Annotated in this window: 28 protein-coding genes; 11 read left to right on the forward strand and 17 right to left on the reverse strand. The window is 69.4% G+C overall.

Annotation, left to right across the window (positions count from 1 at the left end; genetic code table 11):
* Nucleotides 1–44 precede the first annotated feature (44 nt).
* Genes FHS44_RS07615 through FHS44_RS07630 form a run of 4 tightly spaced genes read right to left on the reverse strand, consistent with a single transcriptional unit; the run spans nucleotide 45 to nucleotide 1,584 of the window.
* The gene (locus FHS44_RS07615) at nucleotides 45–218 is read right to left on the reverse strand and encodes a DUF397 domain-containing protein (RefSeq protein ID WP_312863557.1); all 174 of its coding nucleotides are present in this window, start codon (nucleotides 216–218) and stop codon (nucleotides 45–47) included.
* A 28-nt stretch (nucleotides 219–246) separates the two neighbouring features.
* Nucleotides 247–435, reverse strand: a complete 189-nt coding sequence (locus FHS44_RS07620) for a DUF397 domain-containing protein (RefSeq protein WP_184713127.1) — start codon at nucleotides 433–435, stop codon at nucleotides 247–249.
* 34 nt (nucleotides 436–469) lie between these two features.
* A complete protein-coding gene (locus tag FHS44_RS07625; RefSeq protein WP_184713128.1) occupies nucleotides 470–688 on the reverse strand; it encodes a DUF397 domain-containing protein in 219 nt (72 codons plus the stop codon).
* Complete coding sequence (locus FHS44_RS07630; protein ID WP_312863558.1) at nucleotides 676–1,584, reverse strand: helix-turn-helix domain-containing protein; 909 nt, start codon at nucleotides 1,582–1,584, stop codon at nucleotides 676–678. The genes FHS44_RS07625 and FHS44_RS07630 overlap by 13 nt, the downstream gene beginning before the upstream one ends.
* Before the next feature lie 467 nt (nucleotides 1,585–2,051).
* Here FHS44_RS07630 and FHS44_RS07635 point away from each other — a divergent pair, with 467 nt between their 5' ends.
* The 5 genes from FHS44_RS07635 (at nucleotide 2,052) to FHS44_RS07655 (ending at nucleotide 3,588) form a co-directional block, all read left to right on the forward strand.
* Nucleotides 2,052–2,276: a hypothetical protein gene (locus FHS44_RS07635; RefSeq protein WP_246435112.1), complete on the forward strand. Its 225-nt coding sequence runs from the start codon at nucleotides 2,052–2,054 to the stop codon at nucleotides 2,274–2,276.
* The gene (locus FHS44_RS07640; RefSeq protein ID WP_184713130.1) at nucleotides 2,273–2,602 is read left to right on the forward strand and encodes a hypothetical protein; all 330 of its coding nucleotides are present in this window, start codon (nucleotides 2,273–2,275) and stop codon (nucleotides 2,600–2,602) included. The genes FHS44_RS07635 and FHS44_RS07640 overlap by 4 nt, the downstream gene beginning before the upstream one ends.
* On the forward strand, nucleotides 2,599–2,868 hold the full coding sequence (locus FHS44_RS07645) for a hypothetical protein (protein ID WP_184713131.1): 270 nt from the start codon (nucleotides 2,599–2,601) through the stop codon (nucleotides 2,866–2,868). Before FHS44_RS07640 ends, FHS44_RS07645 begins: the two co-directional genes overlap by 4 nt.
* A gap of 262 nt (nucleotides 2,869–3,130) precedes the next feature.
* Nucleotides 3,131–3,364: a hypothetical protein gene (locus tag FHS44_RS07650; protein ID WP_184713132.1), complete on the forward strand. Its 234-nt coding sequence runs from the start codon at nucleotides 3,131–3,133 to the stop codon at nucleotides 3,362–3,364.
* Nucleotides 3,365–3,378: 14 nt separating this feature from the next.
* Nucleotides 3,379–3,588, forward strand: coding sequence for a helix-turn-helix domain-containing protein (locus FHS44_RS07655; protein WP_184713133.1), 210 nt, complete (start codon nucleotides 3,379–3,381; stop codon nucleotides 3,586–3,588).
* A 2-nt stretch (nucleotides 3,589–3,590) separates the two neighbouring features.
* Here the strand turns inward: FHS44_RS07655 and FHS44_RS07660 are convergent, their stop codons facing one another.
* The 3 genes from FHS44_RS07660 to FHS44_RS07670 form a co-directional block, all read right to left on the reverse strand.
* Nucleotides 3,591–4,568 carry a YbgA family protein gene (locus tag FHS44_RS07660; RefSeq protein ID WP_184713134.1) on the reverse strand — a complete coding sequence of 326 codons (978 nt, stop codon included), beginning with the start codon at nucleotides 4,566–4,568 and terminating at the stop codon, nucleotides 3,591–3,593.
* A complete protein-coding gene (locus tag FHS44_RS07665) occupies nucleotides 4,565–5,089 on the reverse strand; it encodes an RNA polymerase sigma factor (protein ID WP_184713135.1) in 525 nt (174 codons plus the stop codon). Before FHS44_RS07665 ends, FHS44_RS07660 begins: the two co-directional genes overlap by 4 nt.
* 81 nt (nucleotides 5,090–5,170) lie before the next feature.
* A complete protein-coding gene (locus tag FHS44_RS07670; RefSeq protein WP_184713136.1) occupies nucleotides 5,171–6,100 on the reverse strand; it encodes a MerR family transcriptional regulator in 930 nt (309 codons plus the stop codon).
* Between the two features lie 134 nt (nucleotides 6,101–6,234).
* On the opposite strand from FHS44_RS07670, the gene FHS44_RS07675 reads away from it, so the two are divergent.
* The 3 genes from FHS44_RS07675 to FHS44_RS07685 all read left to right on the forward strand — a co-directional run bounded on the left by FHS44_RS07675 (nucleotide 6,235) and on the right by FHS44_RS07685 (nucleotide 9,061).
* On the forward strand, nucleotides 6,235–7,497 hold the full coding sequence (locus FHS44_RS07675; RefSeq protein WP_184713483.1) for a cryptochrome/photolyase family protein: 1,263 nt from the start codon (nucleotides 6,235–6,237) through the stop codon (nucleotides 7,495–7,497).
* A gap of 85 nt (nucleotides 7,498–7,582) precedes the next feature.
* Complete coding sequence (locus FHS44_RS07680; protein WP_184713137.1) at nucleotides 7,583–8,527, forward strand: hypothetical protein; 945 nt, start codon at nucleotides 7,583–7,585, stop codon at nucleotides 8,525–8,527.
* A 132-nt stretch (nucleotides 8,528–8,659) separates the two neighbouring features.
* Nucleotides 8,660–9,061: a VOC family protein gene (locus FHS44_RS07685; protein ID WP_184713138.1), complete on the forward strand. Its 402-nt coding sequence runs from the start codon at nucleotides 8,660–8,662 to the stop codon at nucleotides 9,059–9,061.
* A 2-nt stretch (nucleotides 9,062–9,063) separates the two neighbouring features.
* Here the strand turns inward: FHS44_RS07685 and FHS44_RS07690 are convergent, their stop codons facing one another.
* From FHS44_RS07690 to FHS44_RS07715, 6 genes are all read right to left on the reverse strand, one after another.
* On the reverse strand, nucleotides 9,064–9,414 hold the full coding sequence (locus FHS44_RS07690; RefSeq protein ID WP_184713139.1) for a hypothetical protein: 351 nt from the start codon (nucleotides 9,412–9,414) through the stop codon (nucleotides 9,064–9,066).
* 36 nt (nucleotides 9,415–9,450) lie between these two features.
* Entirely contained in the window at nucleotides 9,451–10,128 is a 678-nt protein-coding gene (locus FHS44_RS07695; RefSeq protein WP_184713140.1) for a uracil-DNA glycosylase, read from the reverse strand.
* Between the two features lie 80 nt (nucleotides 10,129–10,208).
* Complete coding sequence (locus tag FHS44_RS07700; protein ID WP_184713141.1) at nucleotides 10,209–11,084, reverse strand: carbohydrate ABC transporter permease; 876 nt, start codon at nucleotides 11,082–11,084, stop codon at nucleotides 10,209–10,211.
* The gene (locus FHS44_RS07705; RefSeq protein ID WP_184713142.1) at nucleotides 11,081–12,589 is read right to left on the reverse strand and encodes an ABC transporter permease; all 1,509 of its coding nucleotides are present in this window, start codon (nucleotides 12,587–12,589) and stop codon (nucleotides 11,081–11,083) included. Before FHS44_RS07705 ends, FHS44_RS07700 begins: the two co-directional genes overlap by 4 nt.
* Before the next feature lie 9 nt (nucleotides 12,590–12,598).
* Nucleotides 12,599–13,930, reverse strand: coding sequence for an ABC transporter substrate-binding protein (locus FHS44_RS07710; protein WP_184713143.1), 1,332 nt, complete (start codon nucleotides 13,928–13,930; stop codon nucleotides 12,599–12,601).
* Nucleotides 13,931–14,103: 173 nt separating this feature from the next.
* Nucleotides 14,104–15,360, reverse strand: a complete 1,257-nt coding sequence (locus FHS44_RS07715; protein ID WP_184713144.1) for an ABC transporter substrate-binding protein — start codon at nucleotides 15,358–15,360, stop codon at nucleotides 14,104–14,106.
* A gap of 131 nt (nucleotides 15,361–15,491) precedes the next feature.
* Between FHS44_RS07715 and FHS44_RS07720 the strand changes: the two genes are divergently transcribed.
* Genes FHS44_RS07720 through FHS44_RS07730 form a run of 3 tightly spaced genes read left to right on the forward strand, consistent with a single transcriptional unit; the run spans nucleotide 15,492 to nucleotide 19,062 of the window.
* Complete coding sequence (locus tag FHS44_RS07720) at nucleotides 15,492–15,998, forward strand: PadR family transcriptional regulator (protein ID WP_184713145.1); 507 nt, start codon at nucleotides 15,492–15,494, stop codon at nucleotides 15,996–15,998.
* Nucleotides 15,977–16,741, forward strand: a complete 765-nt coding sequence (locus FHS44_RS07725; RefSeq protein WP_184713146.1) for an ABC transporter ATP-binding protein — start codon at nucleotides 15,977–15,979, stop codon at nucleotides 16,739–16,741. The genes FHS44_RS07720 and FHS44_RS07725 overlap by 22 nt, the downstream gene beginning before the upstream one ends.
* Nucleotides 16,742–16,782: 41 nt before the next feature.
* Nucleotides 16,783–19,062, forward strand: coding sequence for an FtsX-like permease family protein (locus FHS44_RS07730; RefSeq protein WP_184713147.1), 2,280 nt, complete (start codon nucleotides 16,783–16,785; stop codon nucleotides 19,060–19,062).
* A gap of 51 nt (nucleotides 19,063–19,113) precedes the next feature.
* On the opposite strand, the gene FHS44_RS07735 is transcribed toward FHS44_RS07730, so the two are convergent.
* The 4 genes from FHS44_RS07735 to FHS44_RS07750 all read right to left on the reverse strand — a co-directional run bounded on the left by FHS44_RS07735 (nucleotide 19,114) and on the right by FHS44_RS07750 (nucleotide 24,569).
* A complete protein-coding gene (locus FHS44_RS07735) occupies nucleotides 19,114–20,304 on the reverse strand; it encodes a methyltransferase domain-containing protein (RefSeq protein WP_221460374.1) in 1,191 nt (396 codons plus the stop codon).
* Nucleotides 20,301–20,576: a hypothetical protein gene (locus tag FHS44_RS07740; protein WP_184713148.1), complete on the reverse strand. Its 276-nt coding sequence runs from the start codon at nucleotides 20,574–20,576 to the stop codon at nucleotides 20,301–20,303. Before FHS44_RS07740 ends, FHS44_RS07735 begins: the two co-directional genes overlap by 4 nt.
* 78 nt (nucleotides 20,577–20,654) lie before the next feature.
* The gene (gene treS / locus FHS44_RS07745; RefSeq protein WP_184713149.1) at nucleotides 20,655–22,340 is read right to left on the reverse strand and encodes a maltose alpha-D-glucosyltransferase; all 1,686 of its coding nucleotides are present in this window, start codon (nucleotides 22,338–22,340) and stop codon (nucleotides 20,655–20,657) included.
* 570 nt (nucleotides 22,341–22,910) lie between these two features.
* Nucleotides 22,911–24,569: an adenine nucleotide alpha hydrolase family protein gene (locus FHS44_RS07750; protein WP_184713150.1), complete on the reverse strand. Its 1,659-nt coding sequence runs from the start codon at nucleotides 24,567–24,569 to the stop codon at nucleotides 22,911–22,913.
* Nucleotides 24,570–24,630: the final 61 nt, after the last annotated feature.

Raw genomic sequence — 24,630 nt, forward strand, 5'->3', positions numbered from 1 at the left:
GGTGGCGGTGGTGATCGAACGCGCAACCCGGATCTGAGCGGGGGTCAGGTGTCGGTCTTCAGGAAACCGATGAATGACCGCCACTGGGCGTTGGTGAAGGTCAGGGCCGGGCCGGTGATGTTTTTGCTGTCGCGGATGGCGACCAAGTCGCCGAGGTTGGCGACTTCGACGCAGTTGCCGCCGTCGCCGGTAGAGAGGGTGGATTTACGCCAAACCACGTGTGTCTCCAACAAGTGTCGGTGTGAGTTACACGGTGTCGAACGTGCCGTTCTTCACGCCTTCGATGAAGGAGGTCCATTCGGTGGCGGTGAAGGTCAGGGTTGGGCCGGTGGGGTTTTTGCTGTCGCGGATGGTGGTTAGGGGGCCGAGGTTGGCGACTTCGACGCAGTTGCCGCCGTCGCCGCTGGAGAGGGTGGATTTGCGCCAGGTGTTCATTGGTGTGTCCTCTCCAGCGGGCGACGGGTGTGAATCAGAGGGTGTCGAACGTGCCGTTCTTCACGCCCTTTACGAAAGATTCCCAGCCGGTGGCGGTGAAGGCCAGTGCCGGGCCGGTGACGTTCTTGCTGTCGCGGACGCCGACATGCCCTCCGTTAAGACGGGCTACTTCGACGCACTCGCCGCCGTCGCCGCTGGAAAGGGAGGACTTGCGCCAGGTCGCGGAGGCGAATTCCCTGTTCAGGCCGTCCATCGCCGCATCATCTCCTTGATCGCGTTCAACGACTCGCGCCGCGACAGAGCGTCGGCTCTGATCGCGTCGTGCTTGAATCGTAGACGCTCGACCTCCTTTACTCGATCGGTCACTCTCCCTTCGGTGCCCTGTGATTCCACGTAGACCATGTCCGCGGCCGCACCGGAGAGCTCGGCGACCACGAAACTGCCCGCCAGCCCTACGGTGTTGTAGGCGCTGTGCGGGAGGATCTGGATGGAGATGTGCTTCTCCTTTCCGGCCTCCAGCAGGTGGGCGATCTGGGCCGCCATGATCTCGGGGCTGCCCACGGGGCGGGCCAGCACGGTCTCGTCCAGCACCACCCACAGACGCGGCGGGTCGGGACGGGCGAGGATGTTCTGCCGGTCGAGACGGGCCTTCACCAGCTCCTCCACCCCGTCCTCCGAGACCCCCGGCTCGCCGCTCAGCAGCGCCCGCGCGTAGCCCTCCACCTGGAGCATGCCAGGAACGATCAGCGGCGCCCAGAAACGCAGCGTGTGTGCCTCGCGCTCGACCTCGATCCAGGGCCGGAACCACTCGGGTGACTGGGAGGCCAGGCTGTCGAGCATGTCGTACAGCTCGATGAGCCGCCCTCCGAGGCGCATGGCCGCGTCCACGGACACGGTGAACGCTCTCGTGGGCTTCCTGTGCCCCTGCTCGACCATGCTGATCTGACTCTCCGACCACCCGATTATGTCGGCAAGTCGCAATTGGGTGATTCCTTTGCCCGTGCGAATTCTGCGGAGTTCTTGGGCGAAGTAGGTTCGCGGCGACTTCGAGGAGTCGTATTCCTGGGAGACGTCCATGGGTATTCCTTTACATCCTCGTGGGCCGGGGCACCAGTACTTCACAGAAAGTGTGTGCCGATCGTGCGCCATTACAGGCTGCGCTGTGGCCCCTGTGTCTGGGATCGTCGGTGACGAGCCGAAGCGGCCTTCTGAGCCTGGATGGGGGGATGGTGAACATGAAGGAACACTCACGACCGGACCGGTGCGGAAGAGCGCGCATCGCAGCTCAGCGGGGTCGGGGAGGACTTTTCCCCCGGACGGCTACCGCCAACTTCACAACTTCCTGTGGGGTTGCGGAAGTCGCCCGGCGAGAGGGCGCAACGGACGTTGGTGTGGTGGGGAATATGGGCGTTTCGGCGATAGACGATGCTGCTTATCATTCGAGAAACAACCGACCAAAGTCCTTTTTGCCCACTGTTTCAGGGTTTCCCGCCATTTGCGGCAGGACCGGCCTCAACCAGGCCATCCGGTCGGTACGGCTGGGCCGTACCGACCGCTTCCCTCACAGAACGGGCCTGCCCGGACAGGTCCTTGACCGGACCGAGGAGGTCCAGATCATGCATGACACCCCCGCTTCCGGTGTCCAGATGATCCCGGGCTGGCGGCTGATCATCAGTGACACGGGCCGTTTCTGGGCCGTCCGCAACCGGGCCTTCCCCAGGGGGGCGTTGCGGGCCGGAGCCGAACCGACCGTGGACGCCGACACCTTCGAGGAGCTCCAGGCGGCCGTGGCCAGGCAGGAGCAGATCGTCCACGACGTCGTCACGGAGGTGCCCTCGTGACGGGACGGCATCGTGACGGCCAGCCGTACAGCCTGGTCTATCGACGGCTCTGGGACGGCCCGGCCCGCGCCGAGGCCGAGCGGCTCAACCAGGTATGGGCGAACTGGGCGGTTCTCTACAGCCTGAGCAAGCGATCCTTCTACGCCATGGCCACCTGGGACAGCCCCCAGCCGGTGATCGTCGAGGACGCCACCTCCGAGGGACTGGAGGAGCGGATGCAGGAGGCGGAGACGCTCCGGTTCGTGGCGTCCTCGCCGGTCCGGCGCGGCAGGAGGGGCCGGTCCTTCCCCAAGGGCCCTAGGGAACGGGATGGGAGGGCGGCATGATGCCGTCGGAGGCCGTGCAGCGAGCCCACCCCGGCTGGCTGGTGTTCCACAACGCGCGAACCGGACTGTGGAGCGCCTACCGCCACAGGCCGGACCCCAGGGACGTGTCGCTGGTGCGCGCCGAGTCGGCCGAGGAACTGGACCGCAAGCTGGCGGCCCACGTCTCCCCGAGGGTGCCGCCGAGCATCCGGGCCGTCGCCGCCACCCGTGCCCTCCACGCTCTCCGGGGCCGAAGGTCCCACATGTGCAGGCTGCTGCGCTCCTGATCCGGTACGGCGAGCGGCGGGACCTCATCCCACCCGCCGCGCGCCGTACCCCATGAACGTGCGGTCCAGGCGGGAGGGGTCTGGGCCGCACACCCTCGCAAGGTGGCTCCCGCACCGAGGCGTTCGGTGTGCTGGGGAAGGGGGAGCCGCCTGGCGCACCGGCCCCGTGACACGGGGCCGGTCCTCCTCCAGGGTGCCCGGCCGCATGCTCCCCGGCTCGGGGCCGGGCACCCGCCCTTCACCTCCGGAACTGGGGACGGTCATGACCGACTACGAGCAACGCATGATCAACGTGCTCATCAGCACCCATCCCGGCTGGCGCTACGAACAGCGCGACCTGCCCGGCCTGCCCCGATGGTGGGCCGTCCGCTACGAGCCGCTCCGCCCCGACCAGCGCAGGGCCGGAGCCCGCGACGCGCTGGGCCGTACGACCCTGCACCGGCTGGCCAGGGTGCTGGCCAAGCACGACCAGATCCTGCACATGCTCCGCTACTGAAGGAGAACCCCCTCATGGCCGTAACCCCGGACGGCACCTTCACCACCGGCCCGGAGACCACCGACCGCCTTCTCACCCCCGGCGAGGTCGCCCACATCTTCGGCGTGGACCCCAAAACGGTCAACCGCTGGTCCCTCACCGGGAAGATCCCCTCGCTGAAGACCCCCAGCGGCCAACGCCGCTACCGCCAGAGCGACATCAACGCGATCCTCAACCCCGGCTGACGTCAGGCCGGGACGTGGTTGCGCAGGCGGAGTTCCTGCGGATAGGGGGAAAAGAAGGTCTGGTCCTGGACGTAGGTGGCGCCCTGGCCTCGGGCGTGGTGTCTGAGGAGGGTGGTGGGGACGCTGAGCGCCACCTGGCCCGCCTGGTAGGCGGCGATGACCTCCGCGAGGTCGGCTCGCCTTACGGCGTCGAGGGTGTCGCCCACCATGCCCAGGCAGTGTTGCAGGACGTTGACGTTGCGTCCCACGGCGGCCTTCCTGGCCAGGGCCGTACCGAACACGCGGGTGTAGTCGGCGGCCAGCTCCTCACGGGGCCGCGTGCCCGCGCCCGCGACCACCCGGCCCGCCTCCCGGTAGACGGTGGGGTCGTGGGCCAGCAGTTGCATCTTGTGCCGGGAGTGGAAGGCGACCAGGTCACGGGGGCGCCAGTCGCTCGCGAACAGCGCACGCAGCCTGGCGTGGGCGAAGATCCGCTCGACGAAGGTCTCCCGCAGGAGCGCGTCGTTCAGCCGTCCCTCGTCCTCGACCGGCAGCAGCGGGTGCGCGGCGAGAATCCCGGCCGCGAAGACGCCCATGCCCCTGCGGTCCACGGCGGCCTGGCCCGCGTAGACGGGGATGCCGTGCAGCCCGCAGCTCGGGCTCTTCGCCTTGAACACGTAGCCGTCCACGTCGAGCGCGCGTGCCCGCCGTACGGCAAGATCGGTCATCTTGTCGGTCAGGTCGTCGCCGGTCTTGCGGGTGACCAGGCGCGGGCCTTCGGGGGAGCGTTCGAGGCTGCGTTCCAGACGTAGGGTCTCGCGCGGGGTGCCGAGGCCGATTTCCATCTCCGGGCAGACATGGACCCAGTCCACGTAGGGGTCCAGTTCGCCGCTGAGGAACCTGTCGCGGCTGTGGCCGCCGTTGAAGCGCACCGGCTCGCCCATCAGGCAGCTGGAGACGGCGACCCTCGGCCTGACCTCCGCCTCGGCCTGGCCGTTCATGCCGCCACCGGGGTGAGCAGGGCCGACAGGCGCCGCAGGCCGCGTGCCATACGGGCCTTGACCGTGCCGAGCGGCACGCTCAGCCGTTCGGCGATCTCCCGCTGGGTCAGCTCGCCGTAGTAGGCAAGCTCGATGGCCTGGCGCTGCGGGGCGGGCAGCTCGGCCAGCGCCCGCATCACCTGGTCACGCTCGGCCAGCCCCGCCCCCTGGGTCCTGCCGTCCTGCCCGGGGGGATCGGCGACCGCGTCGAGCGGGACCGTCCGCAGCGTGCGGACCCGCAGGTGGTCGACCGCCCGGTTGTGGGCGATGCCGAGCAGCCAGGCGGGAAGGCTGCGGTCCGGGTCGAAGCGGTGCCGCGAGCGCCAGACCTCGGTGAACACGACCTGCTGGAGATCCTCCACGTCCTGGAAGGCGACGAAGCGGCGCAGGTAGGAGCGCACGAGTGAGCCGTGCGTGTGGAAGCACTCGGCCAGGGCGGCGTCGTCACCCTCGGCGAGCCGGACGTTCAGGGTGTCTGTCATGGTGCTCCCCTTGCCGAAAAAAGCTACTCAAAACTTATTCATACCTCTCCGGCGTGAACGAAGGCAAGTTGTTCACGCAGGTCAGCGCAGGGCGGCGTGGACGCGGTCGAGAGCCTCGGCGAAGGAGGAGACCCGCGAGACCGGGGGCGGCAGGCCCTCCCACCAGCCCTCACCGCCCACGATGAGGCGGCTCGGCGGGCGCAGCGGGGGCAGCGAGGCGAGCGGCGCGGGGTCGCCGGTCTCGGGGATCTGGGACCAGACGAAGACGACAGAAGGGCCGAGACGGCGCATCGCGTCACCGAGCGCCGAGTACGGCGTCCGCGCCCCTAGCACGCGCGTCTGGACGTTGTCCAGGGCCAGCGCGGCGGCCAGCGCGTGGACCGGCATGCTGTGCTGCTCGTTCTCGGCGCAGGCCAGCAGCACGGGACGGTCGTTGACCGGCCGGGAGGCGGGGCGGCCGACCCGGATCAGCGCGCCGAGCAGCCGCTCGGAGAACAGGTGCTCGACCTCGATGCCCGCGCCGGTCTCCGCCTGCCGCCTGCAGATGGCCTCGAAGACCGGCAGCACCAGGGTGTGCCAGGTCCACTCGACGCCGTGCCTGGTCAGCGCCGCCTCGATCCAGTCGGAGACGCCCTGGCTGTCCAGCGCGGTGGCGGCCCGCGCGAGCATGGCCACGGTGGGAATCGCGGCCTCGTCCGTTTTGTCGGTTTTGCCGGGGACGGGGGGTGGCGCGGGTGCCCGGTGAGGAAGGCGCAGGACCTGCCTGGCGGCGTCGGCGGCGGGGACCCCCTGCCTGAGCAGCCGGTTCATCTCCTCAAGACGCCGCAGGTCGGTGGAGTCGTAGCGCCGGTGCCCACCGGGACTGCGGCGGCTCGGGCCGAGGCCGTAGCGCAGGTTCCAGGTGCGCAGGGTCGGGGCGGGCACGCCGAGCCTGCGGGCGACGGCCCCGATGCCGTAGCCCGGCTCCTGGCCCGTCTCCTCGGCGGTCGCCTGTCCCTGCTCGTCCGTCACCGTCTCACCCCATCCGCGGGCCCTTCCCGCGCCGGTCCCCAGCCTGCCAGTTTCGTCCCCTTGTCGGTCCCTTCGGAGGCCCGGTCCCGGCCGGATGCAACCGTGGGGAGCGTGGGCACGAAGATCCCCGTGTGATGGAGACCGTCGTCGTCCTTTTCACCCGTGACCTGCGGGTTCGTGACCACCCGGCGCTGGCCGGGGCCTGTGCCGGAGCGCGCCGGGTCGTGCCGCTGTTCGTGCTCGACCCCGCCATCCGCCCGTACGGCAGGGCCGCCTTCCTGGCCGAGAGTTTGGCCGACCTGCGCCGGTCCCTGCGTGAGCGGGGTGGTGACCTGGTGGTCCGCGAGGGCGACACGGTCACCGAGACGATGCGTCTCGTCCGTCAGGTCGGGGCCCAGGCCGTACACGTCAGCGAGGACGTCAGCGCCTTCGCGCAGCGCAGGCAGCGGCGGCTGGCCGAGGAGTGCGAGCGGGAGCGGACGGCCTTCCTGACCTTCCCCGGCGTCACGGTCGTGCCTCCCGGCCTCCTGCGGCCCTCCGGTGGCGGTGACCACTACCGGGTCTTCACGCCCTACTGGCGGGTCTGGGCGGAACGGGAGCGCAGGCGGCTGCTGGACGCCCCCGGGAAGATCGTCCTGCCCGAGGGGCTCGACGCCGGGTCCCTGCCCGCCAGCCAAAAAGGGCTTCTGCCAGGGGGTGAACGGGCCGGGCGGGAGCGGATGACGGCCTGGCTGAGGCGGTACGGCGACGACTACGCCGAGGGGCGCGACGACCTCGCGGGTGACCGTACCTCGCGGCTCGGGCCCTATCTGCGCTTCGGCTGCCTGTCGCCGCTTGAGCTGGAGTCCCTGGCCCACAACGAGGAGTTCGTCAGGCAACTGTGCTGGCGCGACTTCTTCCACCAGGTCACGCTGGCCTTCCCCGGCATCACCCGGGACGACTACCGGCCACGCGGGCAGCGCTGGCGTGACGACGAGCAGGCCGTACGGGCGTGGAAGGAGGGCAGGACCGGGGTGCCGATCGTGGACGCGGGCATGCGGCAACTGCTCGCCGAGGGCTGGATGCACAACCGCGCCCGGCTGCTCACCGCGTCGTTCCTGGTCAGGAGGCTGGGCGTGGACTGGCGGGTGGGGGCGGAGCACTTCTTCTCGCTGCTGCTCGACGGAGACGTGGCCGACAACTACGGCAACTGGCAGTGGGTGGCGGGGACGGGCAACGACACCAGGCCGAACCGGGTGGTCAACCCGCTCGCGCAGGCGAAACGGTTCGACCCTCGGGGGGAGTACGTCCGCCGGTACGTGCCCGAATTGCGGGCCGTACAAAATGGAAGAATTCATCGGCCCTGGCGGTTGTCCGGCGTCGATGGCTACTCGGCGCCGCTCGTGCCCGTGGAGTGAGGTCGCGGGCCGTGTTTCGGCCCTGACCGCAAGTGTTGATATGTCGGGTGCGGAACGATTCGCGCACGCCATACGTCGCACAGATGTGATGATCTTCGACGGCATCGACGACGACCTGCGCGCGGCCCGCGAGCGGGTGCGTCGTCTTGAGCGGCTGACGACCCAGCGGCAGGGACTGGCCCTGCAACTCGACGAGGTCGGGCAGCTGCTCGTGGAACTTGAGGAACGGCTCGCCGAGGAGGAGAAGGACGTCTCCCGGCTGGAGTCTGGGGGCTTCACAGCGTTCCTGGCCGGTCTCGCCGGTTCGAAGGAGGAGCGGCTCGCCAAGGAGCGAGCCGAGGCCCAGGCCGTACGGCAGCGCCTCGACGGGCAGCGCAGCCGCCTGGGGTGGCTGGAGACGGACATGGCGGCCGTGGAGAGCGGCCTGGCCGAGGTCGGCACGGCGCGTGAGGAGTACGCCGCGCTGCTGGAACGCAAGGAGCGCATGCTGGTCGAGTCGGGGGACCCGAGGGGCAGGGAGCTCACCGACATCGCCAAACGGCTCGCCGACACCGCCGCCGACCTGCGCGAGCACGAGGAGGCCCATCAGGCGGGGACCGAGGCAGCCCAGGCCGTCGGCCAGGTCCTGCACAGCCTCGGCAGTGCCCGGGGCGCCTCCCGCTGGGACATGCTGAGCGGCGGCGGGGGCTTCGCCGACATGGTCGAGCACGGTCACCTGCGCAACGCCGACGAGGCGGCCTGGCACGCGCAGCGGTCGCTCGACGTCCTCTCCAGGGAGCTGGCCGACATCGGGGTGCGGGTCAACCCCCAGATGCCGGAGGTGGACACCCGGTGGTTCGCCGACATGTTCTTCGACAACATCGTGGTCGACGCGATCAAGCACCAGCGGATCGCCCGCACGGGCGAGGCGGTCACCGAGATCGCCCAGTGGGTGCGGGACACGGTCACGAGCCTGGCCGCCCGGCACGCCGAGCTTGGGCGTCAGCGCGACCAGCTCGTCGCCCGCAGGGAGGAACTCCTCGCGAGCTGACGAAGAAGTGGGGGTTTCGGCTGGACCGAATGGCCGGTGCAGAAGGTCTGCCGGACATGCTGACGTAACAAGCCAACGGTGAAAAGCTCTGGACTGAAGGCAAGGCATCGCATCGTCTCGGTGGAGGGCAACATGTCGAACCCCCGCGTGGTCCCGTTTCTTCGGTACCAGGATGCCCCGGGCGCCATCGAGTGGCTGGGCAAGGTCTTCGGTTTCCGGCCGTCGGTCACGGTGCCCGGCTCCCACGGAGGCATCGGGTACGCCCAGCTCACGCTGGGGGACGCGGTGATCGTGCTCGCCTCGGAGCGTCCCGGCGAGCCGTACCTGCGCAGTGCCCTCGACCTGCCCGCCGTCAGCCAGGGGGTCTTCGTGGTGGTCGAGGATCTTGAGGCCCACTACGAGCAGGCCGTAACCCGGGGCGCCGAAATAGTTGTCGAGCCCGAGACCACCCCCGAGGGCACCAGGGTCTACATGGCCTTCGATCTTGAGGGCCAGCTCTGGGCCTTCGGGGACGGCTTCGAGGTCGACGACTGACCTCAGTGCTTGTGGTCGTGGTCGTGGTGGTCGTGATCGTGGTCGTCTTCTTCGTCCGAGGGGCCGTCCGAGGGCTCGACCCCCAGGACGGCCTCGCGCGGCTCGACCTGCTGCACGTGCTCGATCAGGCCCAGAACGTGGTCCGGCTCGATGAGCCACTGCAGGGCCGTGGCCCCCGTCTCGTCGGCGGAGACCATCTCCGCCTGTTCCCTGCGCTCGTCGTCGTCCAGGTCGGCGTCAGGGTGGTTGATCTCCTTCAGCGCGGCTTCCCGGAGCCCGGCGAGGTCCTGCACCTCAACGGTCAGCTCGATCGTCAGACGCAGATAGCGTTCGGTGCCCGATTCATCACTCATGGTGGAATCCTAGTGCCCCGACGAGGGACGATCAGACTACGGCAGCTTCCATTCGACCGGTGCGGCGCCCTGCTGCTGCAGCAGATCGTTGGCGCGGCTGAAGGGCCGGGAGCCGAAGAAACCGCTGCGGGCAGAAAGGGGGCTCGGGTGCGCCGACTCGATGGCCGGGGTGCCGCCGAGCATCGGGCGCAGCGAGCGGGCGTCGCGGCCCCACAGGATCGAGACCATCGGCTGCTCGCGGGCGACGAGGGCCTTGATGGCCTGCTCGGTGACCTCTTCCCAGCCCTTGCCACGGTGTGAGGCGGGCTTGCCCGGCATGACGGTGAGCACCCTGTTGAGCAGCAGGACACCCTGCTCGGTCCAGGGGGTCAGGTCACCGTTGCTGGGCATCGGCAGGCCGAGGTCCTCGGTGAGCTCCTTGTAGATGTTGCGGAGGCTGCCCGGGATCGGGCGCACGTCGGCGGCGACCGAGAAGCTCAGGCCGATGGGGTGCCCCGGGGTCGGGTAGGGGTCCTGGCCGACGATCAGCACCTTCACCTGATCGAACGGCTGCTGGAAGGCGCGGAGCACGTTGGCTCCCGCGGGGAGGTACTGCCTGCCTTCCGCGACCTCCTGGCGGAGGAAGTCACCCAGCTCGGCGATCTTGTCAGCGACGGGTTCCAGGGCCTGCGCCCACCCGGCTTCCACGACTTCGTTCAAAGGACGTGCGGCCATGGCGAAAACCCTACCGACTTTTGAGACCCGGTACGGCTCGCGTGACGAATCGCCCGAGCCGTACCGGATCTGCCCCTGTGTTATTTCACGGAGCCCGCCATCATGCCCTGCACGAAATACCGCTGGAACGCGAAGAACAGGATTAACGGGATTATTAGCGACAAAAACGCGCCGGGGGCGAGGATGTCGATGTTGGTGCCGAACTGCCGCATCTGGGACTGGAGGGCCTTGGTCATCGGCTGGTTGTCGGTGTCGGCGAAGACCAGGGCCACGAGCAGGTCGTTCCACACCCAGAGGAACTGGAAGATCCCGAGCGAGGCCACCGCGGGCTTGGCCAGCGGGAACACCACCGTCGAGAAGATCTTCCACTCGCCCGCCCCGTCCATCCGCGCCGCCTCAAGCAACGAGCGCGGGATGCCCGCGAAGAAGTTGCGCAGCAGGAAGATGGCGAACGGCAGGCCGAAGGCCGTGTGGAAGAGCACGACCCCGGCGATGGAACCGAAGATCCCGAGCGTGCCGTACAGCTTGGCGATCGGGATCAGCGCGATCTGGACCGGCACCACCAGCAGGCCGACCACCACCAGGAACAGGGTGTCCCTGCCGGGGAACTCCATCCAGGCGAAGGCGTAGGCCGCCATGGCCGCGATGCCGATCACCAGGACGGTCGTCGGGACCGTGATGAAGACGGTGTTCCAGAACGAGGAGGTGAAGCCGGTGGCCAGCAGGTCCGCGTAGTTCCCGAGGGTCAGCTCCGCGGGCCTGGTCAGGGCCGTCCACCAGCCGGTGGAGTTGTTGGCGGTCTCGTTCCTGATCGAGACCACGAACAGGCCGAGCGTGGGAACCAGCCAGAACAGGCCGATCACCACCATCACGGCCTGGAGCAGGCCACCGCCGACCCGGTCGGCGACCCGCCCGAGGGGGCCGCGGCGTGGCGCGCCCAGCGCGGGGGTCGTCACTGGTTGTCCCTCCTGAACCGCCGGATGTTGATGATCATGAACGGCAGGACCAGGACCAGCAGGAAGATGGCCAGCGCGCTGCCCAGCCCCTGGTTGCCGCCGCCGCCGAACGAGACGCGCCACATCTCCAGCGCGATCACGTTCGCCTGCGGCTGCACGGAGCCCGGGGCGATCACGAAGACCAGGTCGAAGACCTTGAGCGTGTTGATGATCATGGTGACGAAGACGACGAGCAGCACCGGGGAGAGCAGCGGGACGGTGATCCTGCGGAACACCTGCCACTCGGTCGCCCCGTCGATGCGGGCGGCTTCGAGCGCGTCACGCGGGATGGCGGAGAGCCCGGCCGCGATCAGCACCATGGCGAACCCGGCCCACACCCAGATGAACGCCCCGATGATGGCCGGGGTGATCAGGGCGGGCCCGAGCCAGGGGATGCCGTTGAAGGGCTCCTGGAAGTTCGACTGCGGCAGCCGCAGAAGATAGTCGCCCTGGGGCAGGCCCGCGAAACGGAAGGTCCCGTCGGCCTCCGTGGTCGTGGTCGCCGAGACGGAGCCGTCGCGCACCGCCTCGACCGTCACCCCCTCCAGCGCCTTCTCCGTGCCGTCCACCTGGTTGAGCGTGCCGCCGCCACCCTGGGTGAAGTCGACCCACACGGTGCCGGTCAGCTCGCCGGGCACCGGCTGCGCCGCCTTGGCGACCGAGGCGGAGGCGAGCGTCGCGGGCTTGACGCCCACCAGCGGCACCTGTACGGCCTGGCCCGGCTTGACGGCCTGCCTGGTGACGACCGCGCCCTCCTTGAGGGCCACCGGCGCCGCGTCGTTCTCCCTCGGCCTGGCGTCGGGATAGCCGTGGGACGGCCCGAACAGGCCCTGGACCGAGGTGATCACGGCGTTGGCCACGCCCCGGTCGGGGTCCTGCTCGTAGACGAGCCTGAAGATGACGCCGGAGGCCATCAGGGAGACGGCCATCGGCATGAAGACGACCAGCTTGAACGCGGTCGCCCAGCGGATCCGCTCGGTCAGCACCGCGAAGATCAGGCCGATCACGGTGACCGTCGCCGGGGCGAAGACGACCCAGATCAGGTTGTTCCTGATCGTGGTCAGCGTCGAGGAGTCGCTGAAGATCGTGGCGTAGTTCTCGGCGCCGACGAAGGTGTCGCCGGTGGCGTCGAAGAGGCTACGGAAGATCGAGTAGACGATCGGGTAGATCACCAGCGCGCCGAGGACGATCGCGGCGGGCAGCATGAACACCAGCGCCAGCGTCGGGGAGGGGCCAAGCCTTCCTCTACGTGCCGAGGGGGGAGCGGGAGCCGCAGACCCCCGGGCCGCGGCTCCCGCCGTCGTGGCCTCCGCCGTCGCCGCCCCGGCCGTCTCCGGCTCGGTGGCGGGCGGCGGGGGCTCGTCCGTTGGGCCCTGTGAGCTCACAGGGCCGGGCCCGGGGGAGGACCCGCGGGCGGCGTCTCCGCCCTCCCGCGCGTCCTGCGGGCCGTCCAACCGGTTGGTCACGGCCGGTCCCTACTTCCAGGCCTTCTTGGCCTCGTCCTCAAGCTTGTTCTGGATCGACTTGATGTCGGAGGGGTTGCGGACGAGGTCCTGCAGGAGCTTCCACTCGCCCTTGCCCTCGGTGCCGCCGAACGCGCTCGGCGCGAGGTCGGACATGTCGTAGCGGACCGCATCACCGGCGGAGATGATCGTCTGCGCGAGCTTCTTGGTCAGCTCGGCCGGGTAGTTGTCCGGCGAGACGTTGCGGTTGGGCGACAGGTAGCCGGGCAGCTTGGCCCAGATCTCGCCACCCTCCTTCGAGGCGAGGAACTCGAGCAGGGCCATGGCCCCCTTGGAGTCCTTCAGCGCCACGGCGATGTCGCCGCCGAGCACGACCGGCTCGGTGTCACCGGCCTTGGGGAAGGGGAAGTACTTGGCCTCCTCGCCCAGCTTGGCCCCCGACTGCTCGGCGGAGGTGGCCACGAAGTCGGCCTCGATGACCATGGCCGCCTTGTCCTGGCCGTACACCTGGGTGGCGCAGGTCGGGAAGTCGGTCTGCAGGGCGCCGGAGGGGCCGCCAAGCAGGAACTCCTTCTTGCCGACGATCTGGGTGATCTTCTCAAGCGCGGTGGTCACGGACGCGTCGGTCCACGGGATCTCGTGCTTGGAGAGCTTGGTGTAGTTCTCCGGGCCCGCGGTCGAGAGGTAGACGTTCTCGAACAGGTCGGTCAGCGTCCAGCCGGAGGCGCCGCACAGGGCGAACGGGGCGGTGCCGGAGTCGGCGACGGTCTGGGCGGTCTTGATGAGGTCGTCCCAGGTGGCCGGGGGCTGCGCGCCCGCGTCCTGGAAGGCCTGGTCGCGGTACCAGACGAGCGACTTGTGCGCCGCCTTGACCAGCACGCCGTAGGCCTGGCCGTCGGCCGAGCCGAGCTCCTTCCAGTACGGGGTGTAGTTGTCGTCGATCTGCTTCTGCACCTCGGCGCTGAGCGGCTTGAGGGCCTTCTCCTTGGCGTACTGCTGGACCAGGCCGGGCTGGGGCAGGATCGCGATGTCGGGCGGGCTGCCGCCCTGGATGCGCGGGCCGAGGTAGGCGCCGGTGTCCTCACCGGTCGAGGCGTAGGTGACCTTGGCGCCGGTCTTGGCCTCGAACGCCTTGAGCACCTGCTGGAAGTTCTCCTGCTCCTGGCCCGTCCACTTGGCGGCGACCTCGACGGTCACGCCCTCCAGCGTCTTGGCTCCGGCGGCGGAGGCCGGGGCGCTGTCGCCCGGTCCGGGCGTCGAGGTCGAGGCCGTGTCCTGGCCGCCACACGCGGCGAGCGCGAGCGCCAGGCCCGTCAACGTCACCGTGGCGATGGTTTTGCGCATTCTGGCGAACCTCCTGTGCTGGCGAATCGGGGGGTGGGGGACTCTCGTCCCCCGGTTCTTCTGTGCTGATGTACGGCGGGCGCCCGGCGGTGGGGATGACCACCGGCGTCCGGTGAGGACCGGGAAGGGGAGAAGCGGGGATGACGGCTCGCGGAACGGGGGGATCGCCCCCGTCATCGAGCCCGGACGATCTCGTTGAGCTGGCCCTTCATCGAGGTGACGACGTCGTCGCTGTTCTCGTCGAAGGGCGGGGTGAGCGCGTTGGAGACCGCGCTGGCGATCACCAGGCTCAGCTGGTTGTAGTTGGCGCTCGCAGGCCGGGGCCTGGCGGACAGCAGGCTGTCCTTGAGCACGGGGAGATAGGGAAAGCGCTTGATCAGGGCGGGGTCGTCGTACAGCTCGGCCCACACGGGCGGGAAGGACCCGTCGGCGAGCACCCGGCGTTCGTTCTCCAGGCCGGTGAAGTAGCGGATGAACTCCAGAGCGGACTTCTGACGCTTGGAGTAGGCGCTGATGGCGAGGTTGATCCCGCCGAGCGAGCTGGAGCCCGGCCCGTCGAGGCCGGGCAGCCGGGTCACGCCGAACTTGCGGCCGATCGGCGAGGTCGTCGCCGGGCCGTAGGCGTGGGGCCAGTTACGAGCGAAGGCCAGCCGCCCCTCCTGGAAGGCCAGCCGCGACTCCTCCTCCTTGTAGGAGAGGGACTCGCGGGGTATCCAGCCCTCACGAAGACCGTTGACCAGGAAGTCGAGCCCGGTCGTGGCCTTGGCGGTGTCCATGGTGACCTGGGTGCCGTCGCGGTTGAGGATCTGCCCACCCGCCGACTGCACGGCCTCGGCGAAGTTGACGGTCAGTCCCTCGTAGGCGAGGAACTGCCCGGCGTAGCCGCCGATGCCGTACCTGTCGTGCAGCACGCGGGCCTGCTTGCGCAGCTCCGCCCAGGTCGTGGGCGGGTTGAAGCCCTCCTTGGCCAGCAGGTCCTTGCGGTAGTAGAGCAGCCCGGCGTTGCTGGTGTACGGCACGGCCCAGAGCTTGCCCCGGTAGACGGCGGTGTCCGTGACAGATGGCAGGAACCTGTCCAGCGGGAAGGTGCCGCGTTCGAGCGGCACGATCCAGCCGGCGTCCGCGAACTCCGCCGTCCAGACCACGTCCAGACCGAGCACGTCGTAGCGGTCGCTCTTGGCCTGCAGGTTGGCGACCATCTGCGCGCGTTGCTCGTCGGCGGCCTCGGGCAGCTCCAGAAGGGTCGCCTTCTCCGCCGGGTGGGTCTGGTTCCACCGGTCGATCAGCGGTTGCAGATAACCGGTGGTGTCACGGCCCGTGACGAAGGTGAACGGGCCGCTGCCGCCGGAGTGGTCGGCGTTCTGCGCGACCGCTCCCGAACACCCCGTCACCAGGACGACGACGAGAGTGACGAGGAGGAGGTGGCGCACGATTGCCTCCGTGTTTCCTGGCGGCTACATACATGTTAGGTAGATGCATGCATGTTATGCACAGCGTTAATGTGGACGTCAACGGATAGTCCCGTAACGCTCAGGTAACGAGCATGTCGAGGAGGTGGGGGGTGAGACAGTCGCTGCTGGCGCTCCTCGCGAAGGAACCTGCCCACGGATACGAGCTGAAACAGGCGCTTGAACAGATCTTTGGCCGTGCGTACCCGCCACCGAACATCGGGCAGATCTACGTCACGCTCGGTCGCCTTGAGAAGGACGGCCTGGTCCGCGCCGTGGACGTCGAGCAGTCGAACAGGCCGAACAAGAAGGTGTACTATCTGACCGCCGCAGGCCGGGACGCCCTGGACATTTGGGTCGACGAGCCATCCGAGGGCCCCAGGGTCCGCGACGAGTTCTTCATGAAGCTCGTGCTGGCCCCCATGACCGGCATCGCCGACCGGATGGCGCTGATCAACCGCCAGCGGCGCCACTATCTCGGGCTCATGCGCGACCTCAACGAGCTCGCCGACCGGACCGACCGGGAGGACTATGTCGCGCTCCTGCTGATCGAGGGGGCCATGCTGCACCTGCAGGCCGACCTCGACTGGCTCGAACGATGTCAGGAGGACCTTCCGTGAGCGAACCCCCGGTCGTCCGTACCGTCAACCTGGTCAAGATCTACCAGAACGGCGGCGTTCCGGTGCCCGCGGTCCGGGGGGTCGACCTGGTGGTCGAGCCGGGACAGTTCGTCGCGATCACCGGCCCGTCGGGCTCCGGCAAGTCCACCCTGGTCCACATGCTCGGCGGCCTCGACCCCCGTACGAGCGGCGAGATCTGGCTGGACGGCAAGCGGGCCGACACCATGAGCGAGAGCGCGTGGGCGCTGCTCAGACGCAGGAAGATCGGCTTCGTCTTCCAGTTCTTCAACCTGGTCGCCAACATGACCGTGGCCGACAACGTCGAGCTGCCCGCGCTGCTCGCCGGGGCCTCGGCCCGCGACGCCAGGGAGCGCAGGGAGCACCTGCTCGGCGCGCTTGGCCTGACCGGCCGCGCCGACGCCTCACCCGCCCAGCTCGCCGGTGGTGAGCAGCAGCGGGTCGCGCTGGCCCGCGCGCTGTCCAACAAGCCGAGCCTGCTGCTTGCCGACGAGCCGACCGGCAACCTCGACAGCCGCAACACCCGTGACGTCCTGCGCCTGCTCGGCGAGGTCCACCGCGACGGGCAGACCATCGTCCTGGTCACCCACGACGCCAGGGTCGCCAGCATGGCCGACCGGGTCGTCACCCTGCTCGACGGCGAGATCGTGGACGACGGCGCCCTCGGAACCGCCCGCCGCCGCCCGAGGGGCACCGCGGGCGACGTCGTCGAGCTGCGGGGATAGCCCGCGTTGTTCCAGAACACACCCCCGGGCGGAGCGGCCACGTGAGCACTCTGCGGGCCTCGGCCAGATGGGTCAGGGCCGACCTGAGGGCACGGCGGGGACAGGCGCTGCTGACCGTGCTCGCCGTCGCCGGGATCGTCACCGCCCTGATCACCGCGGCGACCCTGCTCGAAGACGGGACCAACCCGTGGCGGGGCCTGTTCACCGAGTCCAGGGGCGCCCACGTGTGGATCCACACCAGGGACGCCCCCCAGGTGGCAGCGCTGGCCCGGCTGCGGGGCGTGGCCCGGGTCGCCGGGCCGTACCGGGCGGCGCCGGTGATGCTCACCAGGGACGGCAGGCGCACGCCGGTCACGCTGCGCGGGATGGAAGCCAGACCGCCCGACGTGGCCGTGCCGCTGGTCCGCGCGGGGCGCTGGCTGCGCCAGGGGGACGGCGACGGGGTGGTCATCGAACGCTCCTTCGCCGAGGCCCTGGGGCTGCGGGTCGGCTCCTCCTTCACCGTGACCGCGCTCAACGGCGCGCTGCACCCGCTGACCGTGGTCGGTCTCGCCGACACGGCAGACCAGGGCTTCTATCCGGAGACGACACCCGGCCTCGCCTGGACCCTCACCTCGACTCTCGTCAGGATCGAGCCCGCGCCGGGCCGCAGCGAGATGGTCACCGGGCTCAGGCTCACCGACGGCGAGGACACCCTGCCGGTCGTGCACAGCGCGGTCACCCTGCTGGGCGGGCAGATCCAGCGCATGTCCACCTGGCGTGAGGTGCGCGCCTCCATGGAGCTGGACAACCGGCTGCTCGGCCTGCTGCTCGCGCTGTTCGGCGGCGTCGGCATGGTCGCCGCGGCGCTGGCCATCGCGAACGCCGCGGGCGGCCGGGTGCTCGGCCAGGTCCGTGACCTCGCGACCCTCAAGTCCCTCGGCTACACCAGGGGCCAGATCTTCTGCCTGCTCATGGCGGAGCACGGCGCCCTCGGCATGATCGGCATCGCCGCCGGGGTCGTCTGCGGGCAGCTCGCCTCCTCCTTCGCGCTGCGGGGCGTGCCGATCCTGCCGCTCTCCCCGGTCCCGCTGATGGCCATCACCGCGGGCACCGCCGTGGTCGTCCTCGTCGCAGTAGCCCTGCCCGCCTGGCGTGGCGGGCGCACCGCGCCCATCCCCGCCGCCCCCGCCGCGCCGCTGCGGGGCCACCTGTCACACCTGGCCAGGCTCGCCCTTCTCGTACGGCTGCCCGCCGCCCTGGTCCTCGGCACCCGGGACGCCTTCACCAGGCGCGTTCCCGCGTTCCTGAGCATCTTCGGCGTCGCGCTCCCGATGATGATGATCGTGGTCGGGCTCGGCTGCTGGGCCACCCTCGACGACTTCCTGCGCCACCCGGAGCGGGTCGGCCAGGCCGCGGCCCTCACCGTCCGCTCCGACCGGCTGCCCGCGGAGGACGTCGCCCGAGTGTCCAGGGCCGACCCCGGCGTCGCGGCCGTCTACCCGGGCAGCGAGGTCTCCGCCCTCGAACCCGAGCAGACCAGGAGCGTGCTCGTGCGGGCCATCGGCACCTCCACCGACCCCTACCCCTTCTCGGTGGCCGAGGGACGGATGTTCGCCGCCAGGGGAGAGGCCGTGGCCGGGCAGGGACTGCTCGACCTGATGGGGGTGCGCATCGGCGACCGGGTCAGGATGACCGTCGGCGGCACACCGCTGATCGTGCACATCGTCGGCCGGGTGATCGAGCCGGAACAGGACGGCGAGGTGCTCTCCCTCGGACTGGACAGCCTGGCCGCCAAGGACGCCGTGCCGCCGCAGTTCCACAGCCTGGTGCTGAAGGACGGGGCCGACCCCGCGACGGTCAGGGCTCGCCTGCTCGCGGCCTCGGGCGAGGCCCTGGAAGTGCGCCGGGTGGTCAACCCCGCCGATCGGCTCTCGGTCATCCGCGGGATCATCGTGGCGCTGATCGCCGTGCTCTCGCTGCTCGGTCTGGCCAACCTGCTGACCGCGAGCGCCCTCGGCCTGCGTGACCACGCGCTCGACCTGGCGGTCCTCAAGGCGCTTGGGCTCACCCCGCGCCAGGTCACGCTCATCCTCGTCACCGGCACGGGCCTGCCCGCGGCCCTCGGGGTGCTCGGGGGCGCGCTGGCCGGTGCCCCCCTCGCGGCCGGTCTGATCGAGCTGCAGGGCCGTACCAGCGGCATCGGGGCGGGCATCGGGCGCGCGCCCTCCGCGCTGACCCTGACCCTGGCCGTCCTCGCCGCGATCGGCGCCGCCCTCCTGGTGGCCCTCATCCCCGCGAGGAACGCCGCCAGAGCCCGCGTCCCCGTGACGGCGAGATGACCGCGGCGCGATCGAGCGGGCGGGAACCGGAGTTCCCGTCCGCGAAGAACGTCACCGTACGGCGGAGGCGGCTTCCGGTACGGACGCACCCGGTTCGCCCAGCCAAATCTCCTGGCGGCCGTCGGCCGTGACCGTCAGCCCGAACTCCTCATGACCCGGCCGCCCCCGCTCGGTCCACCAGCGGTGGGCGGCCTCGACCTCGTCCCACAGGTTGCGGGGGCCGCCCTGGTAGACCTGTGAGGCCCAGCGGGTGGTGTCGCCGTAGAAATACACTGCTGCCCACGACCGATCCGCCAGGCCGTACAGCCACATGACCGGAGTTTCGTTCTCGTCGCGGCCGTAGCTGTGCGCGCAGTCAGGCACCAGCAGACCCACGACGAACGGCACCGGCGAGTACAGATCGTCCGACAGGATCGACGCCGCCTTCGTCTCGGTCTCCGATTCGCGTGTGCCAGCAGGCCAGTCGTTGCCCGGGATGTAGTCTCCGGGGTCCCAGGTGGGCCGCTGCGAGCGAATCTGCATGAAGCGAGCCGGGCCGGTGAAGCGTCCGCTCGCGCTGCCGTCGGCGTTGACGACCAGCCGTGCGATGGCGTCCTGGCCGCTGTAGCGGGTGCCCCACGGCATCACCAGCACTCCGCCCGGCGAGGTCTGTTCGATCCATGCCCGCGGCACCTGCCGGACCCCGGCGGTCACGAGAATCCGGTCGTACGGTGCTCGCTCAGGCCAGCCAAGCAGGCCATCGCCGGTGATGACCTCCGGATGCCAACCGGCTGCGGACAGAGCCTTGCGCGCGTTCTCGGCAACCGTCTCGTCGACCTCGACGGAGACGACGTTCGCCTCGCCCAGGCGGGCCGACAGTAGCGCGGCGCACCAGCCGGTTCCCGTGCCGATCTCAAGCACCCGTGCCCCGTCGAACACCGACAGGTCGGCGAACATGGAGAACACCGCACTGGGCATGGAGCTGGAACTGCTCGGCTGGTCCCCGGGCTCGGGACCGGAGTGGCGACCGTCGTCCCACTGGGTGACGATGGATATGTTCCGCGCGGCCCAGCGCTCCCATTCCTGCGGGTCATCGCCCTTGACGACGACCGGATGCTCGCCGTCGACCGCGGGCCACATCACCTCGGGTAGGAACAGCGCCCGGGGAACCGCCTCGTAGGCCCGTACCCAGTCCGGCGCGATGGCGCCGGAGGTCAGCAAAGCATCGCGAAGCTGCTGCCACTCCTGCTCCGCGAGGCTCACTTCGCCGGGGGCTTCGCGTGCTTGCCGGCGTCCGGGTGCCCGTCCGACTGGTATTTGTCTGGCTTCGGCTTTTCGTAAGGCTTAGGGGCTGGCTTCGGCTTGCCCTCGTGATCTCCCACGGCGTTGTCCTTCTCCTGCCGGGCTCCTGAGGTGGAGCGCTCGCGGTAATCGTAATCTCGCTCTGCGCGACCGGAAGGCGACATTTCAATCTCCTCCAGTTGAAGAGAGGAAATCCCGCCGGAGACGGTCCCAGGCATGCGGTCGATCTCCACGTCGGCGTTCAGAGCAGGACGCCGGTGCCCGCCGCCCGGGGATCAGGACGACGGGCACGGGGGTGAGTCACGGGCGCGTTACGGGCGCAGGGAGAACCAGTAGAAGCCGTGGCCCGGCAGGGTCAGCAGGTAGGGGAGTTCGCCGACGACGGGGAACGGCACCCCGCCCCTGGTCTCGACCGGCGTCATGCCCTCGAAACGCCGCAGGTCGAGCTCGACCGGCTGGGGATACTTCGACAGGTTGTTCACGCACAGCATGAGGTCCTCGCCGTCCTCGCGGATGAAGGACAGCACCGCGGGGTTGCTCGACCACAGCTCGTTGTAGACACCGGTGCCGAAGACCGGGTGGTTGCGGCGGATCTCCAGCATCCGCCTGGTGAAGTGCAGCAGCGAGGCGGGGTTGTTCTGCTGCGCCTCGACGTTGACCGCCTGGAAGCCGTAGATCGGGTCCATGACGGCGGGCAGGTAGAGCCGTCCCGGGTCGGCGGTGGAGAAGCCCGCGTTGCGGTCGGGGCTCCACTGCATCGGGGTGCGGACCGCGTCACGGTCCTCAAGCCAGATGTTGTCGCCCATGCCGATCTCGTCGCCGTAGTACATGACGGGGGAGCCGGGCAGCGACAGCAGCAGCGCGGTGAACAGCTCAATCTGGTCCCGGTGGTTCTCCAGGAGCGGGGCCAGCCGACGCCGGATGCCGAGGTAGGCCCGCATGCGCGGGTCCTTGGCGTACTCGGCGTGCATGTAGTCGCGCTCCTCCTCGGTGACCGTCTCCAGGGTGAGCTCGTCGTGGTTGCGCAGGAAGATGCCCCACTGGGCACTGTCCGGCAGCTTCGGCGTCCTGGACATGATCTCGGAGATCGGCTCACGGCTGCCGCGCCGTACCGCCATGAAGATGCGGGGCATGAGCGGGAAATGGAAGGCCATGTGGCATTCGTCACCGCCGACGGAGGGGTCGCCGAAGTACTCCACGACGTCCTCCGGCCAGCCGTTGGCCTCGGCCAGCAGCACCCGGTCGGGGAAGAGCCGGTCGACCTCGGCGCGGACCTTCTTCAGGTACGCGTGGGTCTCCGGCAGCCCGGAGCAGCTGGTGCCCTCACGCTCGAAGAGGTACGGCACGGCGTCGAGCCGGAAGCCGTCGATGCCCAGGTCGAGCCAGAAGCGCAGCACCTCCAGCATGGCCTCCTGAACCGCGGGGTTGTCGTAGTTCAGGTCGGGCTGGTGGTGGAAGAACCGGTGCCAGTAGTACTGCTTGCGAATCGGGTCGTAGGTCCAGTTGGACTCCTCGGCGCCGATGAAGATGATCGGCGCGTCGGGGTAGCCGGTCGGCTCGTCGGACCAGACGTAGAAGTCCCCGTAGGGTCCCTCCGGGTCGTGGCGCGAGGCCTGGAACCACGGGTGCTTGTCGCTGGTGTGGTTCATCACCAGGTCGGTGATGATGCGCAGCCCGCGCTTGTGCGCCTCTTCGATGAGCTGGATGAAGTCTCCGAGGTCCCCGAAGTCCGGAAGGATCTTCATGTAGTCGGAGATGTCATAGCCCCCGTCGCGCAGCGGCGACTCGTAGAGGGGCAGCAACCACAGGCAGTCCACGCCGAGCCACTGGAGGTAGTCCAGTTTCTCGATCAAGCCACGCAGATCACCGGTGCCGTCGCCGTTGGAGTCCTTGAACCCACGGACGAGCACCTCGTAGAAGACCGCTCGCTTGTACCACTGCGGATCGGCCGAGACGAAATCCTCGGGCACGGAATCCGGGCAGGGGGATGCATTCATCGTGTTCTCGCTCACAGTGAGAAAGGGCAGGACGAAGTCACCGGAGTGTCCGGCTCATGATGTTTGATGACTGCGCTGGGAGGAGCCGTCATCCCCACGTGCTCCATGCCCTCGGCGGACCGAATTCGTGGTTCGGTGCCATCCGTTGTGGCGCTTTCTGGGCCGAAGACTACCAGCCGTGTGAGTGCTGCGAAGCCCTCCCAAAGAGGTACCTCTCCCCGGGAGCACACGGAATCCCGTCAACATCGCGTCGCTCACCCGTAATCGTCCGCTCACCGTGGGTTCTCCGGCCGTACGAACACGGTGATCAGGGCCCTGACCTCGACGGACTCCACGGGTTCTGTACGGCCCCGCCGAGAACGCGACATGCCCGTGCGCGCCGGGTTTTCCGGGTGGGAAACCGGTTCCCGCACCCTCTGGCGCCTCGCTCCGGGTGTGGATTCGGACACTCACCGAGAGTCATGTAAAGGTCGGACGATCCCCCCGCCGGGATAAGTCATCAAAAGGCATGAATTTTTACCTTAAAAACACAAGAGACCGTAAAATCTCTATAAATCAGGTTGCGGGGGGTCAGGACCAGGGCGGGGCCAGCTCGGGAAGCCGGGTCTCGTAGTCACCCAGCCACGCTCCGAACAGCACCAGGCTCCGCACCCAGAACCTGTCGTTCCACCCGTTGAACCGCGCCAGGGCGTCCGGCCCCTCGGCCACCACGGCGTGCAGCGGCTCCGACAGCAGCGAGGGCACCAGCTCGGCGACCCGGCCCAGCATGCGGTGGCCGTACTCCCTGGCGGGCGCGGCGGCCGAGCGCAGCGGCACCCGGCGCAGCGGCTGCTTGACCACGTTGGTGGAGGGCAGCGCGGCGACCCTGGGGTTGGCCGCGTGCAGCAGCTCCCGGTAGAAGCGCCCCTGCGCCTTGCGGGCCACGCCGACCGAGAGCGCGGCGTCGAAGAAGGCCGGGTGCATGAACGGCGCCACGAAGGAGACCTCGGGGCCGACCAGGTTGACCGGGGAGCGGGCGATGCCCCGCGCCGTCCTGGTGTGCAGGACGGACAGCGGCAGCTCCGCCCGGTGGCCGTTCAGCATCGAGGTCGCCTGGGTGAACGCCGCCCCGACGGAGGAGGCGATCCAGTCGGCGGCCTCCTCGGCGAGGAAGGGCACCGACGGGGTGCCGAGCGCCAGCGAGCCGAGCAGCGCGGCCTTGCGCTCGGCCTGCGAGGAGGCTTCGAGGGCGGCCCCGCTGACCATGAAGTTCTTCAGCAGCGGCCCCCCGGCGAGTCCGTCCACCAGCGTGCGCCCCGCCCGGTGCACCTCACGGGCGAAGGGGGCGTACCACGCGTGGTGCGGGGTCAGGAACTCAAGACGTCGCGCGACCGCCAGCGCGTCGTCGGGGTAGGCGGCGGCGTCCTGCTCGATCACCCGGTGCGGCACCCCCAGCTCACGGGTGATCGCCTGGGCGAAGGGGATGTCGGTGTCGGTGCCGTCGTCAGGACTGGTCGTCCACGACTCGACGTCCGCGCCCCTGGTCACCGCCACCGAGCACAGCAGCCGCGAGTCGTAGCCGCCGCTGACCGGCACCAGCAGGGGCCGCCCGTCGAACTCCTTGTAGACGTCGTGCAGGATCTCCAGGATCTCCCCGGTCGTGTGCCCGGCGTCCAGCGGCTCCTCCCGCAGCCACCTGGGCAGCTCCCTGCGGGTCGAGATCCGTCCCGTGGCCCGCTCGAAGACCAGCGCCCCCGCCCCCGCCAGCCGTCTGACCTCGGCGTAGGGGGTGTCGTCCCGCAGCGGGAAGGTCAGCTTGATGATCGAGGCCCAGGCGTCCCAGTTGATCTCGTACGGCGTGCGCGCCAGCGACAGCAGCGGTTCGAGCAGCGAGGAGAAGTAGACGGTGTCCCCGCGCAGCAGGTAGTAGACGTCGACAAGCCCGAGCCCGCCCGCGTGCAGGGTGATCCGCTCGCCGTCGTCCATCAGGCCCGGCGTCTCGAACTCCTCGGCGATCGTGATCCACGAGCCCGCCCCGACCGGCCTGCGCTCACCCCAGGCGAAGGCCCACGTCCGCTCGTCCCGCCGGTACGGTGGCAGCGGCGCGGAGCTGAACAGCGCGGCCTCCGGCGTTCGCAGAGCGGGCCTGACCCGTGGTCCCGCGCTCCGCAGCGTCTCAAGGGCGCCCTCGTCGAGGTGACCGATGCCGCCGCAGACGTACGGTCTCACATTGAACGTCGGCCACTGCACCGTGCTGACTCCTCCGTGTCGCGATTGAGCAAAGGGTATCCTTTGCCCGGCTCAGAAAACG

Source organism: Streptosporangium saharense (assembly GCF_014203715.1).
Taxonomy (GTDB): Bacteria; Actinomycetota; Actinomycetes; order Streptosporangiales; family Streptosporangiaceae; genus Streptosporangium; species Streptosporangium saharense.

Coding starts and splice junctions, on each gene's coding strand:
- FHS44_RS07630 (WP_312863558.1), bottom strand. CDS start 1,584: ATGGCGCACGATCGGCACACACTTTCTGTGAAGTACTGGTGCCCCGGC.
- FHS44_RS07660 (WP_184713134.1), bottom strand. CDS start 4,568: ATGAACGGCCAGGCCGAGGCGGAGGTCAGGCCGAGGGTCGCCGTCTCC.
- FHS44_RS07620 (WP_184713127.1), bottom strand. CDS start 435: ATGAACACCTGGCGCAAATCCACCCTCTCCAGCGGCGACGGCGGCAAC.
- FHS44_RS07625 (WP_184713128.1), bottom strand. CDS start 688: ATGGACGGCCTGAACAGGGAATTCGCCTCCGCGACCTGGCGCAAGTCC.
- FHS44_RS07665 (WP_184713135.1), bottom strand. CDS start 5,089: ATGACAGACACCCTGAACGTCCGGCTCGCCGAGGGTGACGACGCCGCC.
- treS (WP_184713149.1), bottom strand. CDS start 22,340: ATGAATGCATCCCCCTGCCCGGATTCCGTGCCCGAGGATTTCGTCTCG.
- FHS44_RS07695 (WP_184713140.1), bottom strand. CDS start 10,128: ATGGCCGCACGTCCTTTGAACGAAGTCGTGGAAGCCGGGTGGGCGCAG.
- FHS44_RS07650 (WP_184713132.1), top strand. CDS start 3,131: ATGACCGACTACGAGCAACGCATGATCAACGTGCTCATCAGCACCCAT.
- FHS44_RS07725 (WP_184713146.1), top strand. CDS start 15,977: ATGTCAGGAGGACCTTCCGTGAGCGAACCCCCGGTCGTCCGTACCGTC.
- FHS44_RS07685 (WP_184713138.1), top strand. CDS start 8,660: ATGTCGAACCCCCGCGTGGTCCCGTTTCTTCGGTACCAGGATGCCCCG.
- FHS44_RS07635 (WP_246435112.1), top strand. CDS start 2,052: ATGCATGACACCCCCGCTTCCGGTGTCCAGATGATCCCGGGCTGGCGG.
- FHS44_RS07655 (WP_184713133.1), top strand. CDS start 3,379: ATGGCCGTAACCCCGGACGGCACCTTCACCACCGGCCCGGAGACCACC.
- FHS44_RS07675 (WP_184713483.1), top strand. CDS start 6,235: ATGGAGACCGTCGTCGTCCTTTTCACCCGTGACCTGCGGGTTCGTGAC.
- FHS44_RS07690 (WP_184713139.1), bottom strand. CDS start 9,414: ATGAGTGATGAATCGGGCACCGAACGCTATCTGCGTCTGACGATCGAG.
- FHS44_RS07645 (WP_184713131.1), top strand. CDS start 2,599: ATGATGCCGTCGGAGGCCGTGCAGCGAGCCCACCCCGGCTGGCTGGTG.
- FHS44_RS07710 (WP_184713143.1), bottom strand. CDS start 13,930: ATGCGCAAAACCATCGCCACGGTGACGTTGACGGGCCTGGCGCTCGCG.